Raw genomic sequence first — 18749 nt, forward strand, 5'->3', positions numbered from 1 at the left:
GCTCCGCCCCCGGCAAGGGCGTCGGACGCCTCGGCGCACGGCGTCGGACGCCTCAGCGAACCTCGACGAAAGCGGCGGCGTCCCGCTCCGGCCGTGCCCTCGGCTCCTCCGCCGCGTGCCCGACGGCCACGGCCCCCATCGGGTCCCAGCCCTCCGGCAGCTCCAGCACCTCGCGTACGACATCACGGCAGAACATCGTCGACGACACCCACGCGGACCCGAGCCGCTCCCCGGCCAGCGCGACCAGGAAGTTCTGCACGCCCGCCCCGGTGGCGACCACGAACATCTCGCGCTCGGCGCCGTCCCGTCGTACATCGCCGTACGTGTGGGACCCGTCCATGACCAGGCACGGCACCACGAGATACGGAGCCCTGCGCAGCACGTCGCCCCGGCGGACCCGCTTGGCGATGGACTCCTCGCTCTTCCCGTCACCCCGCAGATCCGCGATCCACGCGTCCCGCATGGCGTCGAGCAGCCGCGTCCGCGACTCCTCGGACTCCAGGAGCACGAACCGCCAGGGCGTGGTGTGGTGCGGCGCGGGTGCCGTCACGGCCGCGGCGACCGCACGGCGTACGGCACCGGGGTCGACGGGCTCGTCGGTGAAGGCCCGTACGGTACGCCGCTGGGTCACCGCCTCCCGTACGGCCTCCGAGGTGCCCAGCCGGAACATGTCGTCGCGCGCGACGCGCACCATCGCCCGCGCCCCCTCGCCGTCGCCCTCGGTCACCACGTTCGCGAGCCCGCGCACGACGGCGACGGGCAGCCCGGAGGCCTTGCCCTTGACCAGGTCACCGGCGGCGGCGAGCTCGTCGGCCGTGGCGACGACGGTCGCGCTGAGCGGATTGCCGTGCTCGTCGGTGCCGCCCCGCAGATCGTCGAGCACCTGGACGCCCGCGGCACCGATGGCGACATCGGTGAGCCCGGTGCGCCAGGGCCGCCCGAAGGTGTCCGTGACGACCACGCCGACGTCGACCCCGAGGGTGTCCCGCAGCCCCTCGCGGATCGCGCGCGCGGAGGCGTCGGGGTCCTCGGGCAGCAACAGCACGGTCCCGGCGGGGGTGTTGGAGGCGTCGACCCCGGCGGCGGCCATCACCAGACCCTGCCGGTTCTCGACGATCCGCAGCGGGCCGCGTCGTGCCACGACCCGGACGGTCTCGGCGTCGATGGCGGACTCGCGGTCGGCGGCCTCGACGATCCGGCCCTCCGCCTTCGACACGATCTTGGAGGTGACGAGGAGCACGTCCCCGTCGACGAGCCCGGGCCCGGCCGCCGCGATGAGCTTCGCCAGGTCGTCCCCCGGCCGCACCTCGGGCAGTCCGCCCAGGGCCCAGACCCGGTAACCCGCGCCGGTGTGCCGGCCCGGGTGTTCCCCGTCGGTGTGCCGTCCCCCGTGCCCCCGGTCGGAGGGCAGCGCTGCGTCCACGGTGTTCACGGCGTCCGTACCTCCTCCGCCAGCGTCAGCGCCTCACGCGCCATCTGCGCCGTCGCGTCGAGGTCGGACATCATCAGGGGTACGGCCCGGCACCGGATGCCGGCCGCCTCGACGCGCTCCACGGCCGGGGCGTCCACCGTGTCGACGAGCCAGCCGTCGAGGAGGCCCGAGCCGTAGTGCTCGGCGACCGCGGCGGCGGTGGACTCGACGCCGACCGCGGCCAGCACCTTGTCGGCCATGCCGCGCACGGGCGCGTCGCCGACGATGGGGGAGAGGCCGACGACGGGCACGCCCGCGTCGGCGATGGCCTCCCGGATGCCGGGCACGGCCAGGATGGTGCCGACGGAGACGACGGGGTTGGACGGCGGGAAGAGGATGACGTCCGCCTCGGCGATGGCCTCGAGCACTCCGGGCGCGGGCTTCGCCTGCTCGGCGCCGACGGGCACGATCGCCTCGGCCGGCACGGAGGCCCGCAGCCGCACCCAGTACTCCTGGAAATGGATCGCCTTGCGCTCGCCGGCGGCCCCGGCCGGGTCGCCGTCCGGCAGCGTCACGGCGACATGGGTCTCGACGCGGTCGTCGGACATGGGGATGAGACGCACGCCCGGCTTCCACCGGTCGCACAGGGCCTCGGTGACGGCGCTGAGCGGAAAGCCCGCGCCCAGCATCTGCGTCCGCACGATGTGCGTCGCGAAGTCGCGGTCGCCGAGCCCGAACCACTCGGGTCCGACCCCGTACGCCGCGAGCTCCTCCTTCAGATGGAAGGTCTCGTCGGCCCGCCCCCAGCCCTGCTCCTCGTTGATACCGCCGCCGAGCGTGTACATCACCGTGTCGAGGTCCGGGCAGACCTTCAGCCCGAAGAGGTGGATGTCGTCGCCGGTGTTGCCGATGACCGTGATGTCCGCGTCCGGCACGGCCCGCTGGAGACCACGCAGGAACCGTGCACCACCGATACCGCCTGCCAGAACCACAATGCGCATGGGGTTCAGTCTCGCAGGCGGCTACGACAACGTGTCAGCCGGTTACGAGACCTCGGCGACGGCGGGCCCGCGGTCCGGCGCGAACGCGTCACACGGTTTCGGCGACAGCGCAACGCGCCGCGTGCATCGGCATCTCGGTGAGACCCGGGTAATAGACGTGCAGGCTGACGGCCGGTTCGAGCGAGTCGTTGACGACCTCGTGGACGTACCCGGGCGCGAAAACGCGCTGCGCTCCGGCGCCCAGGGCGCGCGTGCCGCGCTCGGTGTGCTCGGTCAGCGCGCCGTCCAGGACGGTCAGCACGCCGGAGGAGCCGCCGTGGTCGTGCAGCCCGCTGCCCTGTCCGGGCACCCAGGACAGGAGCCACACCTCATAGCCGGGCCCCGTGCTCAGCCGGTGGTACCAGCGCGAGGCCGCGTCGTACCGGACGAGGTGCTCCCACTGGGAGCGGTCGGCGGCGATGGAGCGCGCCAGGCCGACGAACTCGGCCACGGTGGAGGGGTGTTCGCGCGGCGGCTGGAGCAGGTGCGGGACTTCGAGGATGTCGCCGGCGATCTGGAGGTCGCTGTCGCTGTTCATGGATGCGGTGGTTCCTCAACGGGAGGGTGCTGGGGTGTCGCTGGCCATTTCCGCCCGGGTCGCGAGCGGGGATTCCGTCCGGGTCACGGGCGGGGGAGGAGCCCTGGTGCGGGCGGTCGCCCCGGTGAGGGGCGGGGATTCGCCTCAGTGGCGGCGAGGCAGCCGGAGCGCGGTACGGCTCAACAGCTGGAACAGCAACAACAGCTACAGCGAGCGTCGGCAGCACCATGGGACCCGGCGGTGCGGGTCGAGGTGGGCGCCAAGTTCGCGAACATGCCCACAAGGACACCGGTTCACACCTCGACTGTCAACTTCATGTCCGATATGTGGGAGATGTTTCACCTCATCCGGTTCATCTGACAGGCGAAAGGTTTGTTCAGGAGCCTCCCCGGACACATGGCGCACAACCGGGTGAACAAACCTCGCCGCGGCCCCGTGATCCAAATGTGATCAGATTCGCTTCGGAGCCCGCGTCGGAACGAGATCGAACTCCTGGACGTCCTCCTCTGCGAGGGGGCGGGCGTCTGACCTGGACCTCTTGGGCTGTCAGGGTTTATGCCGATTTGAACACTTTCCGCATAGCCTTGGTTCCGCAGAGTGAATAAGGGGCCCAATAGCAGATCTCGGCTTGACTGGCCCGGATCGGCACACTTGTAATTTCACTCGTGTCGTTCAGCCGAAATCGGTAACGGCAGCATCACGGGGACGCGAAAGACAGACGAGGGGCGCACATGACCGAGCTGGTGCAGCAACTGCTGGTCGAAGACGCGGACGAGGAACTCGGCTGGCAGGAGCGCGCGCTGTGCGCCCAGACCGACCCCGAGTCCTTCTTCCCCGAGAAGGGCGGCTCCACCCGCGAGGCCAAGAAGGTCTGCCTCGCCTGTGAGGTCCGCTCCGAGTGCCTCGAATACGCGCTCGCCAACGACGAGCGGTTCGGCATCTGGGGCGGTCTGTCCGAGCGGGAACGGCGCCGTCTGAAGAAGGCCGCTGTCTGAAAGCAGTCGCACGGAAAAGCGGACACGGAACAGTCGTCCGCGCGCGTGGGTGCCACCGACCAATCGGCACACACGCTTACGTAACGAACGGCCCGTCGCATGTGGGTTATCCACAGGCGGCGGGCCGCCGTCTTGCCCAGCCGTTAGTGTGGGCCCTCGTCCGAGACGTCCCGCTGTCCCCGCCGGACACAGACGTCCACCGCAGTCCATCGAACCGGGGCCCGTACCTCGATGTCCGTGCACAGCCATTCGGCAGCCCGTCACGACGCCGCTGCCGCTCCTGAGTTCCCGCGCCACGTCGTGACCGCGGTGCTCGTCTCCCACGACGGCGCCCGCTGGCTGCCCGAGGCGCTCGCCGGGCTGCTCGGCCAGGAGCGCCCCGTGCAGAACGCGGTGGCGGCCGACACCGGCAGCGCGGACGACTCCGCCCAGCTGCTCACCGAAGCGCTCGGCGCCGACCACGTGCTGCACCTGGCACGGCGCACCGGCTTCGGCCAGGCCGTCGAGGAGGTGTGCCGCACCGCCGGTGTGCTGACCCCGGACGAGCTGCCGTACCTCAAGCGTCCGAGCGGCTGGGACCCCGTCACGCGCAGCTGGCGCGACGACGCCTACGACATGCCGGACCTCCCGCACGGCGAGCCCGAGCAGTGGCTCTGGCTGCTGCACGACGACAGCGCCCCGGAACCCGACGCCCTGGCACACCTGCTGAGGGTCGTGGAGAACGAGCAGGAGCTCGGTCACGACGTGGCCGTCGTGGGCCCCAAGCTCCGCGGCTGGTACGACCGCAGGCAGCTCCTCGAGGTCGGCGTCACCATCGCCAACTCGGGCCGCCGCTGGACCGGTCTCGACCGCCGCGAGCAGGACCAGGGCCAGCACGACCACGTCCACCCCGTCCTGTCCGTGTCCACCGCCGGAATGCTGATCCGGCGCGACGTCTTCGAGGAGCTCGGCGGCTTCGACCGCCGACTGCCCCTGATGCGCGACGACGTCGACCTGTGCTGGCGCGCCCAGGCCGCCGGCCACCGCGTCCTCGTCGCCCCGGAAGCCGTCGTACGGCACGCCGAGGCGGCCTCCCGAGAGCGCCGCACCGTCGACTGCGTGGGCCGCACCTCCGCGTCCCCGCACAAGGTCGACAAAGCGGGCGCCGTCTACACCCTCCTCGTCAACGCCCGCACCGCGCAGCTGCCCTGGATCCTGATCCGGCTCGTCCTCGGCACCCTGCTGCGCACCGTCGCCTACCTCGTGGGCAAGGTCCCCGGGCAGGCCGTCGACGAGATCCGCGGCCTCCTGGGCACCCTGCTGCGCCCCGAGCGGATCATCGCCGGGCGACGCAGGCGCGGCCGCCCGCAGGTCGACAAGGGCGAGCTGCGGGCCCTGTTCCCGCCGCCGGGCGCCACCCTGCGGGCCACCGTCGAACAGGTCGCCGGCAATCTGGTGGACCGCTCCGACGCCGAGCTCATCACGGGCGCCGGACGGCACGGAGGCGCCGTCGAGTCCGGACCGGGCGACGACGACGGCGACTTCCTGCAGATCGAGCAGTTCGCCCGGATCAAGCGCATCGCGCGCAACCCCGGCCCGATGCTGTTCCTGGTGCTCCTGTTCGTCTCCCTCCTCGCCTGCCGCGAACTGCTCGGCGGCGGGGCCCTCGCGGGTGGCGCCCTGCTGCCCGCACCCTCCGACGCCTCCGAGCTGTGGGCGCGTTACCTCGACGGCTGGCATCCCGTCGGCGCGGGCGACACCCAGTCCGCCCCGCCCTACCTCGCGCTCGTCGCCCTGCTGGCCTCCGCTCTCCTCGGTTCCACCGGACTCGCGGTCACCGCGCTCCTCGTGGGATCCGTGCCGCTGGCCGGCTTCGCCGCGTACTTCGCCTCGCGCCCGCTCGTCGAGTCGCGCCTGCTGCGCGCCTGGGCCTCCGTCGCGTACGCCTTCCTGCCCGCCGCCACCGGCGCGCTCGCGGGCGGCCGCATCGGCACCGCCGTCCTTGCGATCCTGCTGCCGCTCATCGCGCGCGCGGGCATCGCGGCAAGCGGACTCGCGCACGCCTCCCGGGCCCGCGGCAGCTGGCGCGCGACCTGGGCGTACGCCCTGCTGCTGACGGTCACCACGGCCTTCACCCCGATCGTCTGGCCCATCGCGCTGGTCCTCGGCATCGCGCTCCTCGTCGTGCGCCGCAGGGAGATCCCCGCCTACGGGCTGCGTTTCCTGGCCCAGCTCGGCACCCCGCTGCTGGTCCTCGCGCCCTGGTCGCTGACCCTGCTGCCGTTCGGCTTCTTCAAGGAAGCCGGCCTGGAGTACGGCGCCGGCGCGGCCTCCGCGCTCGACCTGCTCGGCGCCAGCCCCGGCGGCCCGGGCACCGTCAGCGGACTGATGCTCTTCGGCGTCGTGCTCGCCGCGCTCGCCGCCCTGATGCGCACCGAGCGCCAGGCGGGGATCTGGACCGCCTGGGTCGTCGCCGTCGTGGCACTCGTCTTCGCGGTCCTGTCCAACAGCTCCACCTGGGCCGGCCCCGCGACCCTCGTCTACGGCCTCGCGCTGCTCGCCGCCGCCGCCGTCGGCGCCGACGGGGCACGCACGCGTGTGGCCGAGCAGAGCTTCGGCTGGCGCCAGCCGGTGGCCGCGCTCATCGCCTTCGCCTGCGCCGCGGGCCCGCTCCTCGTCGCCTCCGGGTGGATCATCCGCGGCGCCGACGGACCGGTGGAGCGCCGCGACCCCGTGCAGGTGCCCGCGTTCGTCGCCGAGGAGAGCGGCACCCGCGACCAGGCCCGCACCCTCGTCCTCGACAGCCGTACGTCCGCCGAGGTCGGCTACATCCTCGTCCGGGGTTCCGGCGCCCGCCTCGGCGACGCCGAACTCGCCTCCACGGGCGGCGAGAACAAGAAGCTCGACAAGGTCGTCGCCAACCTCGTGGCGGGTTCCGGCGCCGACCAGGCCGAAGAACTCGGCGGTTTCGCCGTGCGCTACGTCCTGATCCGCAAGGGCGCGCCGCGCGAGGTGAGCCGCGTCCTGGACGCCACCACGGGCCTCAGCAGGCTGAGCCAGCAGGACGGCAGCGCCCTGTGGCGCGTCGACCGGCAGGTCTCGCGCGCCGCCATCGTCCCCGCGTCCGGCGAGCCGGAGTCCATCGCCGCCGGACCGGTCGAGGTGCACACCACCGTCCCCGCCGGAGACGACGGCCGCGTCCTGCGCCTCGCCGACACCGCCGCCGCGGGCTGGACGGCGACCCTGGACGGCAAGCCGCTCACCCGCACCACCGTCGACGGCTGGGCCCAGGGCTTCGAACTGCCCGCCGGCGGCGGCAGGCTGGACGTCACCTTCGACGCCCCGCTGAGCCACACCGCCTGGCTGTGGGCCCAGGGCGCGCTCGCCCTGGTCCTCGTCGTGCTCGCCCTGCCCGGGCGGCGCCGGGACATCGACGACGACCTCCCCGAGGAGCAGGCCGTGCCCGCCCAGGACGTCACGGGCGACGGCCGACGCGCCCGCCGCCTGCGCGCCCAGGCCGAGGCGGAGGCCGAGGCCGAGGACTTCGACGGCGAGTCGTCCGAGGACGAGGAGGTCCCGGCAGCCGCCGTCCCGCACCAGCAGGCGTACGGCGCATGGGACACCCCGAGCTACGCGGGCGCCGAGTCCGAGTACGGCACCTACGGCGGCAAGCAGTACGAGGGGCAGCAGCAGTACCCGGCGGGCACCTACGAGCAGCCGTACCAGGCGGACCCCTACCAGGGCGGTCAGTACGACCCGTACGCCTACGGGGGCACGGCGGCGTACGACCAGACCTACGGCCAGGGCTACGACGCCAACGGCCAGGCCTTCGACACCCGGGGCCAGGGCTACGACACGGGCGACCAGGGCTACGACCCGGCGTACGACCCCACGCAGCCCCCGCACGGCACCGACAGTGAGCGCCCCGACGGGAGCCAGCAGTGAACCGCACCACCCTGTCCCTGATCGCCGGCGCGACCGCGCTCGCCGCCGTCACCGGATTCGCGACCCTCAAGACACCGGACGCCTCCGGCGACGACACGGCCAAGGCGGCCGCGCGGCTGCCCGTGGAGCGCACCAGCCTGCTCTGCCCGCAGCCGAGCACCTCCGACATCGCCGACACCGCGTACACGTCCTTCACGCCCGTCGCGGAGGGCGCGAGCGGTAGCGGCAAGGCCGAACTCCAGGCCGCCACCGAGGAGTCGGCGGACGGCGCGGACGGCAAGAAGAGCGAGGGCAAGGCCACCAAGCCCGTCGTCCGGCCCAAGGAGCGCGGCAAGCCGGCGACCGGCGACACCTCGGGTGCACAGACGCCCGCCCTCATCGGCACCGCGGAGGGCAAGTTCGCGCCCGGCTGGACGGTTCAGGAGACCACTGACGTCGCCGTGGGCACCGGGCGCGGCCTGCTCGGCACCAACTGCACCGCCCCCGACACCGAGTTCTGGTTCCCGGGCGCCAGCACCGCCGACGACCGCTCCGACTATGTGCACCTGACCAACCCCGACGACTCCGCGGCCGTCGTCGACATCGACCTGTACGGCAAGGACGGCAAGCTCAAGTCCACGGTGGCCGACGGGATCACGGTCCAGCCGCACTCCGGCGAGCCGATCCTGCTGAACACGCTGGCCGGCGATCCGCAGACCAACCTCACCGTGCACGTGACGGTCCGCAGCGGTCGCGTCGGGGCCGCCGTGCAGGCACTGGACGACAAGATCGGCGGGGACTGGCTGGCCGCCTCCGCCGACCCCGCGGGCACCTTGATCCTGCCGGGCATCCCCAAGGACGCCACCTCCGTGCGCCTGGTCGCCTTCGCGCCCGGCGACACGGACGCCGACCTGAAGGTGCGCCTCGCCTCGCCCACCGGGCTGATCACCCCGGCAGGGAGCGAGACGCTGCACGTGAAGGCCGGGATGACTTCCGCCGTCGACCTCGGGGACGTCACCCGCGGCGAGGCGGGCTCCCTGGTGATCACGCCCAGCGGCTCGTCCGTGCCGGTCGTCGCCGCCCTGCGGGTCGTGCGCGGCAAGGGCGACAAGCAGGAGACCGCGTTCATCCCGGCCACCGCCCCGGTCTCCGCGCGCGCGACGGCCGCCGACAACAGCGCCAAGGGCTCCACCCTGGCCGTGACCGCCCCCGGTGAGGGGGCCCGGATCAAGGTCACCGCGTCCGCGGGCAGCGAGGGCGGTACGGCCGTGACGAAGACGTTCACCATCAAGGGCGGGACCACCCAGAACGTCGAGGCACCCGTCCCGAGCGGCCTCAAGGGCACGTATGCCCTCACCGTCGAGCCGGTCTCCGGAGGCCCGGTCTACGCCTCCCGGATGCTCACGGCGACAGAGAACGGCGTTCCCGGCTTCACCGTCCAGACCCTCCCGGACGACCGCGGCACGGTCTCGGTGCCGGAAGCGGAGCAGGACCTCTCGGTGCTGCTCAAGCAGTGATCCACAACCGGTGATCCGCCCGGGGGACCCGGCCCGCGGGGCCCTCGTACGGGTGGATCACCACGTACGGTTCACCACGGCCGGACGTACGGGTGGATCACCACGGACGTACGGGTGGATCACCACGGACGTACGGGTGGATCATCACGGACGGATCATTTCTGCGGAAGCGTCGCGGACCTCGTCGGAACGGCTCCGGCCCGCCGGTCTCCCCGAGAGGCGTGGAGCCCCTCCGGTCTCAGTCCTCGCCGTACCGCGGATCCACCGTCTCCGGTGTCAGTCCCAGCAGTTCCGCGACCTGTTCCACGACGATCTCGTGCACCAGGGCGGCGCGTTCGTCGCGGCCCTTGGTGCGGATCTCGACCGGGCGGCGGTAGACGACCACGCGCGCGGGATGTCCCTCGCGCGCCGCGATCGTGCCGCCCAGGGGCACCGCCTCGTCGCTCCAGCCCTCGCCCGAGCCCTCCAGGCGGGGGACCTCGAGGACCATGAAGTCGATGTCCGCGAGCTGCGGCCAGCGTCGCTCCAGCCGCTCCACGGAGTCCTGCACCAGGTCCGCGAAGACTTCGGCACGGCTCGCCGAGAGCGGCACCTGGGGCGGCGCCACGGGGCCGCGCATGCCCCTGCCATGGCGGTCACGACGACGGGGACCGGCTGCTGCGGCACGGGGCGGTACGGGGTTGTCCATCACTGACGAAGAGTAGTCCCCGCCCGGCCCGGCCGCCCGGCCCCACGCGGCGGTCGCCGACGGGCGGGCGGACCGACGGCCCCTGGCCCGGCATCCGTTCCGGATGTCGCGCGATGACCATTCCAGCCAAGGTTGGGCTCGATTCCGTATCCTTCCAAGACCGCCTTGACGTGGCAATTGGCATGATTCGCACCAAGTAGTGACCGTATTCAGGTCTGTTCGGTATCCCGAGGCCTGATGTCGCCCCAGGTCAGGGCCTGATGATCGAAAAGCGGTGTGGCCCGTCTCACAGCACGACACGGTGGGGTGACCTGGGGGAGAGTCGTCGCGGCCCGTTCAAGAGTGCGGTACCGTCCAACGTCGTGAGCCCTGTACGTCGCTGTTCGCGCACCGCTTGCGGCCGTCCGGCCGTAGCGACGCTGACGTACGTCTACGCCGACTCGACCGCGGTCCTCGGCCCGCTCGCCACCTACGCCGAACCCCACTGCTACGACCTGTGCGCCGAGCACTCCGAGCGCCTCACCGCGCCGCGCGGCTGGGAGGTCGTCCGGCTCGCCGACTCCTCCGGTCCCTCGCGCCCCAGCGGCGACGATCTGGAGGCGCTGGCGAACGCGGTGCGCGAGGCGGCCCGTCCGCAGCGGCGCACGGCGGAAGCGGGCGGCGGCAACGCCCGCTCGGTGGACCCGATGGAGGTCGCGCGCCGCGGCCACCTGCGGATCCTGCGCTCGCCCGACAACTGAGTCCCCTCCGCGCGACCGCACGTCGCAACCCGTAGTCCTCTGCGGCCCGTCGTCCTCTTCGTGGCCCGCCTTCTCGACGTGAGCCGCCGCCTGGTGCCGCGTGCCGCCTGCCGTGAATGCCCAGTGCGTGCCTCCCACACTTCCCGCCCTCCACGCCCCCGCCCTCCATGCCCCCCGCCCCCACGCCTCCCGCGCCGTGTCGGCCGATCCGCCTCATGTTTCCCGGGGCCCCGGGCCCCGATCCCGGAGGTCGATTCCACTGAGCGGCGCACGCCCATTGACGTGAAGTTGTCGCGGACACGACGATTCCGTTTGCCGTGAGAAATCGCTTTCCGCATCACGGAAACCGGGGAGGCGTCCGTGTACGTCCAGGAGCTGCAACCCGTCGCCGACTCGCTCGGCCTGTCCGCCCTCGTGGCCGCCCTCCCCCTCGTCATCGTGCTGATCCTGCTCGGCGGGGTCCGTATGAAGGCCCACTTGGCGGGCCTGGCTGGCCTTCTGGCGGCCTCGCTGGTCGCCTGGCTCGCGTACGGCATGCCGGTGGCGCAAGCGCTCTCCAGCGCCGCCCAGGGCGCCGTGTTCGGCCTCTTCCCCATCCTGTGGATCGTCGTCAACGCCCTGTGGGTGTACCGGATGACCGTCCGCACCCGGCACTTCGACATCCTGCGTCGCTCGTTCGGGCGGCTGTCCGACGATCCGCGCATCCAGGCACTCGTGGTCGCCTTCTGCTTCGGCGCCCTGCTGGAAGCCCTCGCCGGTTTCGGCGCGCCCGTCGCGATCTGCTCGGTGATGCTGGTCGCCCTCGGCTTCGACCCGGTGCGCGCGGCGGTCGTCGCGCTCGTCGCCAACACCGCGCCGGTCGCCTTCGGCGCGATGGGCACACCGGTCGTGACCCTCGCCCAAGTCACCGGCCTGCCCCTGGACTCGGTCGCCTCCGTGGTGGGCCGGCAGACCCCGCTGCTCGCGCTGGTCGTACCCCTGGTCCTCGTCGCCCTGGTCGACGGCAGGCGCGGACTGCGGGAGACCTGGGTGCCCGCCCTGGCGTGCGGAGTGGCCTTCGCCGCCGCCCAGTTCGCCGCCTCGAACTACGTCTCCGCGCAACTCGCCGACATCGGCGCCGCCTTGGCCGGGGCCGCCGCCCTGGTCGCCGTCCCGAACGCGCGCGTGCCCGCCGCCGAGTCCGTACGGGCGTCGGTCCTGACCGGCGCGCGCAGCGAGGACCTCGACGAGGAGGACCCGCGCCGCGAAGTGGTGCGCGCCTACGCGCCGTACGCCCTGATCGTCGCGATCTTCTCGATCGCGCAGATCCCCGCCGTGAAGGACTGGCTGGCGCGGGCGACGCGGACGTACGACTGGCCCTTCCTGGATGTCGTCGACCCGAACGGGAAGCCTGTGGGCGGGAACGTCTTCATCTGGCCGATCGTGTCGACCGGCGGCACCCTCGTGCTGCTCGCCGGGATGTGCACGGCCGTGGTGCTCGGGGTGCACGCGCGCGTGGCGGTCCGGGAATGGCTGGCGACCGTGCACGAGTTGAGGTTCGCGATCCTCACCGTGACATCCGTGCTGGCCCTCGCCTACGTCATGAACCTCTCCGGACAGGCCGCCACCATCGGCCACTTCGTGGCGGCGGCCGGTGCCGGACTCGCCTTCCTGTCACCCGTTCTGGGCTGGTTCGGCGTGGCGGTGTCCGGCTCCGACACCTCGGCGAACGCCCTCTTCGGGGCTCTTCAGGTGAGCGCGGCCCGCGAGTCGGGGCTGTCGCCCGAACTCCTCGCCGCCGCCAACAGTTCGGGCGGCGTCCTCGGAAAGATGATCTCGCCGCAGAACCTGACCATCGCCTGCGCGGCCGTCGGGCTCGCGGGCCGCGAGGGCGACCTGCTGCGCAAGGTGCTGCCCTGGAGCCTCGGACTGCTGCTGGTCATGTGTCTGATCGTGGTGGGACAGAGCTCGCCGGTCCTCTCCTGGATGCTGCCCTGAGACCGTTCAGGACGTTGCCCGCGACGGGCGGGTTTCCTCCAGGTGACGGGGACCGTTCCGCAGGTCACGGATGCGCCCCACTAGGGCTCGACGCGGCCCGCTGTCGGCCCGGACGGGTAGTTTGGGGTGACCGAAGTGGACTTCTGGAGGGTTGGCCGTGACTGCTGATCTGTCGCAGCTCGTGAAGGCGTACGACGTACGCGGGGTGGTCCCGGACCAGTGGGACGAGCCGCTCGCCGAGCTGTTCGGCGCCGCCTTCGTCCAGGTGACCGGAGCGGACGCCATCGTGATCGGGCACGACATGCGGCCGTCGTCGCCCGGACTGTCCCGTGCCTTCGCGCGCGGTGCGGCGGCACGCGGCGTCGACGTGACCGAGATCGGCCTGTGCTCCACGGACCAGCTGTACTACGCGTCGGGCGCGTTCGGCCTGCCGGGCGCCATGTTCACCGCCTCGCACAACCCGGCCCAGTACAACGGCATCAAGATGTGCCGGGCGGGCGCGGCCCCCGTCGGCCAGGACACCGGCCTCTCCGAGATCCGCCAACTCACCGAGTCCTGGCTGGACTCCGGCGCCCCGTCCTCGGACGCCACGCCCGGAACGATCACACAGCGCGACACGTTGGAGGACTACGCGGCGTACCTCCGCTCGCTCGTCGACCTGACCTCCATCCGCCCCCTGAAGGTCGTCGTCGACGCGGGCAACGGCATGGGCGGACACACCGTCCCGACCGTCTTCTCCGGCCTGCCGCTGGAGCTCGTCCCGATGTACTTCGAGCTGGACGGCACGTTCCCGAACCACGAGGCCAACCCGCTCGACCCGGCGAACATCGTGGACCTCCAGAAGCGCGTCCGCGAGGAGGGCGCCGACCTCGGCATCGCCTTCGACGGTGACGCCGACCGCTGCTTCGTCGTCGACGAGCGGGGTGAGCCGGTCTCCCCGTCCGCGATCACGGCGCTGGTCGCCGCGCGCGAGCTGGCCAAGCACGGCGGCGGCACGATCATCCACAACCTCATCACCTCCTGGTCGGTCCCGGAGGTCGTCCGCGAGCACGGCGGCACCCCGGTCCGCACCCGCGTCGGCCACTCCTTCATCAAGGCCGAGATGGCCGCCTCCGGCGCGATCTTCGGCGGCGAGCACTCCGCGCACTACTACTTCCGCGACTTCTGGAACGCCGACACTGGCATGCTGGCCGCCCTCCACGTCCTCGCCGCCCTCGGCGGTCAGGACGGACCGCTCTCCGGGCTCGTCGCGGAGTACGACCGCTACGTCGGTTCAGGCGAGATCAACTCCACCGTCGACGACCAGGCCGCCCGCCTCGCCGCCGTCAGGGCCGCCTACGAGGGCCGCGAGGGCGTCACCCTCGACGAACTCGACGGCCTGACGGTGACCACCGAGGACGCGTGGTTCAACGTCCGCCCCTCCAACACCGAGCCCCTCCTCCGCCTCAACGCGGAGGCCCGCGACGAGGCGACGATGACGAAGGTCCGCGACGACGTCCTGGAGATCATCAGAGGCTGAGGGCGCGCACGGCCGGACCGGAGACCCGATACCCGCCGACCGGGAACGGCCCGGCGGCGACCGCCGGAACCGACGGGCACGGCACCCCGCGGGTACCGCGCCCGCCGGCGGTCGGCCGGGGGGAGACGCGGTCACGGGGACGGACGTGGAGACGGGCCTCGGAGGCCCGTGCACCCGCTCCGCGCGCCTCACGAACCGTGGGCGCACCCCGGCACCCGGCCTCCCGCAGCGGTACCCTGACCAGGCCGCATCCACCGTTTCGGAAGGACACCTCATGCCGCTCGAAGCCGGCCTCCTGGAGATCCTCGCCTGCCCGGCCTGCCACGCCCCGCTCAAGGAGCAGGAGACCGAGCTGATCTGCACGGGAGCGGACTGCGGCCTCGCCTACCCGGTCCGCGACGGCATCCCCGTACTCCTGGTCGACGAGGCCCGCCGCCCCGCCTGACCACGGCAGCCGCCCCGCGGACAGCGGCGCCGCAACCGCCGCGCGCGAGGCGACAGCGGCACCGTCCCCGCCCGCGGGCGTGCCGACGGCGTAACAAGCACGCCGACAAGCCACGACCCCCGACGACAAGCGACAGCGGCGCCGCCCGCACGGACCACGGCGACGCGGCCGTCCCGATCGGCGACCGGCGCACATCGTCCGGCACCGGTCCGACCCAGCGCCGCTCGGCACCTCGCGCGAGCGACCCCGTGCAAGCGACCCCGGCGGCTCGGCGCACGCGCCCCCCGGCGATCGGAGGCTCCCGACCCCATGCTCGACGAATCGCTCCTCGATGATCCCGACGCACTCACCCGGGCCGATCGGCGGGCGCTGCTCCGCGGCGCCGCCGAGGCCGGCGCCAGGGTCCGCACCGCGGTCCGGCACGCCACCGAGGCAGGCATCTCCGAGCTGAAGCCGGACGGCCGCCCGCGCGCCGTCCTGATCGCGGGCCCCGGCATGGCCGCCACCGGCGTCGCCGAACTGCTCGGCACCCTCGCCGGAGCGAGCTGCCCCCTCACCCGGCTCACCCCCACGGGCGTCGCTCCCGCCGGGGGCGCCCTGCGCTGGGACCTGCCCGGCTGGGCCGGCCCCGTCGACCTGCTGCTGATCGCCACCCCCGACGGCAGCGAACCGGGCCTGGAACTGCTGATCGAGCAGGCCTACCGCCGCGGCAGCACCGTCGCCGCCGTGGCCCCCGGCGGCTCCCCCCTCGCCGAGTGGGTGGAAGGCACCCACGGCCTCTTCGTACCGATGGCGACCGCCCCGTACGAGGAGAACGAGCCCCTGGCCGCCTCGGCCCCCGGAGTGCTCTGGGCGCTGCTCACCCCGCTGCTCGCCCTCCTCGACCGCACCGGCCTGGTCTCGGCCCCGCCGGAAGCCCTGCAGAAGGTCGCCGACCGACTCGACCGCGTCGCCGAGCGTTGCGGACCCGCCATCGCCGCGTACAGCAACCCCGCCAAGACGCTCGCCGTCGAACTGGCCGAAGCCCTCCCGGTGATCTGGACGGAGGGCACCTCGGCGGGCCCGGCGGGCCGCCGGTTCACCGCCGCGCTCGCCGAACTCGCCGGCCGCCCCGCGCTCACCGCCGAACTCCCCGAGGCGCTCGCCTCGCACAAAGTGCTGCTCGCGGGCGCGCTCGCCGCCGGCGCGGACCCCGACGACTTCTTCCGCGACCGCGTCGAGGAGGCCCAGGCGCTGCACGCGCGCGTGGTGCTGCTCCGCGACCGACCGATCGGCGGGATCAGCGCCGCACCCGCCGCCCGCGAACTCGCCCTCGGCCACGACACCGCGATCAGCGAGCTCGAACCCGATGAGGGCGGCGAACTGGAGACCCTCGCGGAGCTGATCGCCATCACGGATTTCGCCGCCGTTTACCTGGCGCTCGCTTCGGGAGCCTGATCTTGAGCGGGACCTCGCGACCGGCGCCCCTTGTCGCCGGACCCCGCGACCGACGCCCCTGACACCACGCATCCCGATCGGCGCCCGCACGGAGCGGGCCGAGCAGCGCACATATGGAGAAGAAGACAGCCATGGACCGCCTCGAAAACACCGTCCGCCCCTACGCCTGGGGTTCGACCACCGCCATCCCCGGACTGCTCGGTCTGGAGCCGACCGGCGAGCCGCAGGCGGAGATGTGGATGGGCGCCCACCCGGGCGCACCCTCGCGCACCGGGCGCGGTCCGCTCAACGAGGTCGTCGCCGAGGACCCGGAGAAGGAACTCGGCCGCGCCGCCGTCGCCAAGTTCGGCCCCCGCCTGCCGTTCCTCCTGAAGATCCTCGCCGCCGGCGCCCCCCTCTCCCTTCAGGTGCATCCCGACCTCGAACAGGCCCGGGAGGGTTACGAGGACGAGGAGCGCCGCGGTGTCCCGATCGACGCCCCGCAGCGCAACTACAAGGACGCCAACCACAAGCCCGAACTGATCTGCGCTCTCACCGAGTTCGACGGCCTGTGCGGCTTCCGCGCCCCCGAGGAGGCCGCCGAACTCCTCGCGGCCCTCGACGTCGACTCCCTCAAGCCGTACGTCGACCTGCTGCGCGCCCACCCGGAGGAGGCGGCGCTGCGCGAGGTCCTCACGGCGGTGCTGAGCGCCGACCCCGACGACATGGCCCGTACGGTCACCGAGACCACGGCCGCCTGCGCCCGCCTCGGCGGCGCCTACACCCCGTACGCCGACCTCGCCCACCACTACCCGGGCGACCCCGGAGTCATCGCCGCGATGCTCCTGAACTACGTCCAGCTGCAGCCCGGCGAGGCCCTGTTCCTCGGCGCGGGCATCCCGCACGCGTACCTGAACGGCCTCGGCGTCGAGATCATGGCCAACAGCGACAACGTCCTGCGCTGCGGTCTGACCCCCAAGCACGTCGACGTCCCCGAACTCCTGCGCGTGGTCCGCTTCGAGGCGGGCGACCCCGGCGTCCTGCGCCCGGAGGCGTCCCCCGACGGCGAAGAGGTCTACGCGACCCCCATCGACGAGTTCCGCCTCTCCCGGTACGTCGTCGCCGAGGGCGCCGACCCGCGCGACCTCACCCGCGAGACCCCGCAGATCCTGCTCTGCACCTCGGGTTCCGTGCGCGCCGACGGCATCGACCTGACCCCCGGCGGGTCCGTCTTCGTACCGGCCGGCGAAAAGGCCGAAGTGTCCGGTTCCGGCACGATCTTCCGTGCGACAGTGGTGGCCTGACGGGACAACTGTGCTGGCCTGAGGCGCCGCTGACGGACCGGGCTGCAAGAATGGCGCACCGCAAAGGGCGGGCAAAGCCCGGACCGGGGTACCAGGGTACGAACGGGGTCCGGACGGCGTACGAAGGGACAGCAGGAGCAGATGAGCGCTTCAGGCGGCACCAAAGCGATCGTGGCGGCACTCGGCGCCAACCTCGCGATCGCGGTATCGAAGTTCGTGGCGTTCGCGTTCAGCGGCTCCTCCTCGATGCTCGCCGAGGGCGTTCACTCGCTCGCAGACTCCGGTAACCAGGCGCTGCTTTTGATCGGCGGCAAGAAGGCCCAGCGCGCGGCGACCCCGCAGCACCCGTTCGGCTACGGCCGCGAGCGCTACATCTACGCCTTCCTCGTCTCGATCGTCCTGTTCTCCGTCGGCGGCATGTTCGCCGTCTACGAGGGCTTCGAGAAGATCAAGCACCCGCACGAGATCGAGCACTGGTACTGGCCGGTGGGCGTGCTGGTGTTCGCGATCATCGCCGAGAGCTTCTCCTTCCGTACGGCCATCCAGGAGTCCAACGAGCTGCGCGGCTCGCACTCCTGGTCCCAGTTCATCCGCCGTGCCAAGGCCCCCGAGCTGCCGGTCGTCCTCCTGGAGGACTTCGGCGCGCTCATCGGTCTGGTGCTCGCGCTCGGCGGTGTCGGCCTCGCCCTGCTCACCGGCAACGGTGTCTGGGACGGCATCGGCACGGTCTGCATCGGTGTCCTGCTCATCCTGATCGCGCTGGTCCTCGCCGCCGAGACCAAGTCCCTCCTGCTGGGCGAGTCGGCGGGCCCCGAGGACACCGAGAAGATCGAGGCGGCGATGGTCGACGGCGCGACCGTCACCGGCATCATCCACATGCGCACGCTCCACCTCGGCCCGGAGGAGCTCCTGGTCGCCGCGAAGATCGCCGTCCAGCACGACGACACGGCCGCCGAGGTCGCCTCCGCGATCAACGCCGCCGAGTCCCGCATCCGCACCGCTGTCCCGATCGCCCGGGTGATCTACCTGGAGCCGGACATCTACAGCGAGGCGGAGGCGGCCAAGGGCCCCGACCCCGCGGCGACCCCCGGCGGACCGGCGCAGTCGCCGGCCGACCACTGACACCACCCGCACCCGCTCGTACGTCGTCGGGGCCCGCCTGAGATCTCAGGCGGGGCGCCCCGCCCGAACAAGAAAAGGACTACGAACAACCCGAACAAAAGGGTCAAGAAAATGAGCGTCGGGGATAACCAGCT

14 protein-coding genes are annotated in these 18749 nt (G+C 72.5%); 10 read left to right on the top strand and 4 right to left on the bottom strand.

The genetic code is table 11. The features are described from left to right. Positions 1 to 52: 52 nt before the first annotated feature. The 3 genes from ABZX90_RS40580 to ABZX90_RS40590 all read right to left on the bottom strand — a co-directional run bounded on the left by ABZX90_RS40580 (position 53) and on the right by ABZX90_RS40590 (position 2989). On the bottom strand, positions 53 to 1432 hold the full coding sequence (locus ABZX90_RS40580; RefSeq protein WP_355213351.1) for a coenzyme F420-0:L-glutamate ligase: 1380 nt from the start codon (positions 1430 to 1432) through the stop codon (positions 53 to 55). Next, entirely contained in the window at positions 1429 to 2412 is a 984-nt protein-coding gene (gene cofD / locus ABZX90_RS40585; protein WP_351132933.1) for a 2-phospho-L-lactate transferase, read from the bottom strand. The genes ABZX90_RS40580 and cofD overlap by 4 nt, the downstream gene beginning before the upstream one ends. Before the next feature lie 88 nt (positions 2413 to 2500). Further along, entirely contained in the window at positions 2501 to 2989 is a 489-nt protein-coding gene (locus ABZX90_RS40590) for a cysteine dioxygenase family protein (protein WP_351132935.1), read from the bottom strand. A gap of 731 nt (positions 2990 to 3720) precedes the next feature. Here ABZX90_RS40590 and ABZX90_RS40595 point away from each other — a divergent pair. The 3 genes from ABZX90_RS40595 to ABZX90_RS40605 all read left to right on the top strand — a co-directional run bounded on the left by ABZX90_RS40595 (position 3721) and on the right by ABZX90_RS40605 (position 9404). Continuing rightward, the gene (locus ABZX90_RS40595; protein WP_351132936.1) at positions 3721 to 3984 is read left to right on the top strand and encodes a WhiB family transcriptional regulator; all 264 of its coding nucleotides are present in this window, start codon (positions 3721 to 3723) and stop codon (positions 3982 to 3984) included. Positions 3985 to 4215: 231 nt separating this feature from the next. Then, positions 4216 to 7908, top strand: coding sequence for a glycosyltransferase (locus ABZX90_RS40600; protein WP_355213352.1), 3693 nt, complete (start codon positions 4216 to 4218; stop codon positions 7906 to 7908). Next, complete coding sequence (locus ABZX90_RS40605; protein WP_355213353.1) at positions 7905 to 9404, top strand: DUF5719 family protein; 1500 nt, start codon at positions 7905 to 7907, stop codon at positions 9402 to 9404. Before ABZX90_RS40600 ends, ABZX90_RS40605 begins: the two co-directional genes overlap by 4 nt. 238 nt (positions 9405 to 9642) lie before the next feature. Here ABZX90_RS40605 and ABZX90_RS40610 read toward each other — a convergent pair whose 3' ends face one another. Beyond that, complete coding sequence (locus tag ABZX90_RS40610) at positions 9643 to 10092, bottom strand: metallopeptidase family protein (RefSeq protein WP_351132956.1); 450 nt, start codon at positions 10090 to 10092, stop codon at positions 9643 to 9645. A gap of 260 nt (positions 10093 to 10352) precedes the next feature. Between ABZX90_RS40610 and ABZX90_RS40615 the strand changes: the two genes are divergently transcribed. From ABZX90_RS40615 to ABZX90_RS40645, 7 genes are all read left to right on the top strand, one after another. Then, complete coding sequence (locus ABZX90_RS40615; RefSeq protein WP_351132942.1) at positions 10353 to 10832, top strand: DUF3499 domain-containing protein; 480 nt, start codon at positions 10353 to 10355, stop codon at positions 10830 to 10832. A gap of 360 nt (positions 10833 to 11192) precedes the next feature. Beyond that, positions 11193 to 12809: an L-lactate permease gene (locus tag ABZX90_RS40620; RefSeq protein ID WP_355213354.1), complete on the top strand. Its 1617-nt coding sequence runs from the start codon at positions 11193 to 11195 to the stop codon at positions 12807 to 12809. A 157-nt stretch (positions 12810 to 12966) separates the two neighbouring features. Next, positions 12967 to 14328, top strand: a complete 1362-nt coding sequence (locus ABZX90_RS40625) for a phosphomannomutase/phosphoglucomutase (protein WP_355213355.1) — start codon at positions 12967 to 12969, stop codon at positions 14326 to 14328. A 274-nt stretch (positions 14329 to 14602) separates the two neighbouring features. Next, positions 14603 to 14773 carry a Trm112 family protein gene (locus tag ABZX90_RS40630; RefSeq protein WP_078943765.1) on the top strand — a complete coding sequence of 57 codons (171 nt, stop codon included), beginning with the start codon at positions 14603 to 14605 and terminating at the stop codon, positions 14771 to 14773. A 309-nt stretch (positions 14774 to 15082) separates the two neighbouring features. After that, positions 15083 to 16210: an SIS domain-containing protein gene (locus ABZX90_RS40635; RefSeq protein WP_351132946.1), complete on the top strand. Its 1128-nt coding sequence runs from the start codon at positions 15083 to 15085 to the stop codon at positions 16208 to 16210. A gap of 131 nt (positions 16211 to 16341) precedes the next feature. Then, positions 16342 to 17493, top strand: a complete 1152-nt coding sequence (gene manA / locus ABZX90_RS40640; RefSeq protein ID WP_351132947.1) for a mannose-6-phosphate isomerase, class I — start codon at positions 16342 to 16344, stop codon at positions 17491 to 17493. Positions 17494 to 17634: 141 nt separating this feature from the next. Next, positions 17635 to 18615 (top strand): cation diffusion facilitator family transporter, encoded by a 981-nt coding sequence (locus tag ABZX90_RS40645; RefSeq protein WP_351132949.1) that lies wholly within the window; start codon positions 17635 to 17637, stop codon positions 18613 to 18615. The last annotated feature ends 134 nt before the right edge of the window (positions 18616 to 18749 follow it).

Source organism: Streptomyces sp. NPDC002935, assembly GCF_040611295.1.
Lineage (GTDB): Bacteria > Actinomycetota > Actinomycetes > Streptomycetales > Streptomycetaceae > Streptomyces.

Bases quoted from the DNA above. Each gene is read 5' to 3' on its own strand.
- cofD (WP_351132933.1), bottom strand. From the start codon at position 2,412: ATGCGCATTGTGGTTCTGGCAGGCGGTATCGGTGGTGCACGGTTCCTG.
- ABZX90_RS40590 (WP_351132935.1), bottom strand. From the start codon at position 2,989: ATGAACAGCGACAGCGACCTCCAGATCGCCGGCGACATCCTCGAAGTC.
- ABZX90_RS40595 (WP_351132936.1), top strand. From the start codon at position 3,721: ATGACCGAGCTGGTGCAGCAACTGCTGGTCGAAGACGCGGACGAGGAA.
- ABZX90_RS40600 (WP_355213352.1), top strand. From the start codon at position 4,216: ATGTCCGTGCACAGCCATTCGGCAGCCCGTCACGACGCCGCTGCCGCT.
- ABZX90_RS40610 (WP_351132956.1), bottom strand. From the start codon at position 10,092: ATGGACAACCCCGTACCGCCCCGTGCCGCAGCAGCCGGTCCCCGTCGT.
- ABZX90_RS40615 (WP_351132942.1), top strand. From the start codon at position 10,353: ATGATCGAAAAGCGGTGTGGCCCGTCTCACAGCACGACACGGTGGGGT.
- ABZX90_RS40630 (WP_078943765.1), top strand. From the start codon at position 14,603: ATGCCGCTCGAAGCCGGCCTCCTGGAGATCCTCGCCTGCCCGGCCTGC.
- ABZX90_RS40635 (WP_351132946.1), top strand. From the start codon at position 15,083: ATGCTCGACGAATCGCTCCTCGATGATCCCGACGCACTCACCCGGGCC.
- manA (WP_351132947.1), top strand. From the start codon at position 16,342: ATGGACCGCCTCGAAAACACCGTCCGCCCCTACGCCTGGGGTTCGACC.
- ABZX90_RS40645 (WP_351132949.1), top strand. From the start codon at position 17,635: ATGAGCGCTTCAGGCGGCACCAAAGCGATCGTGGCGGCACTCGGCGCC.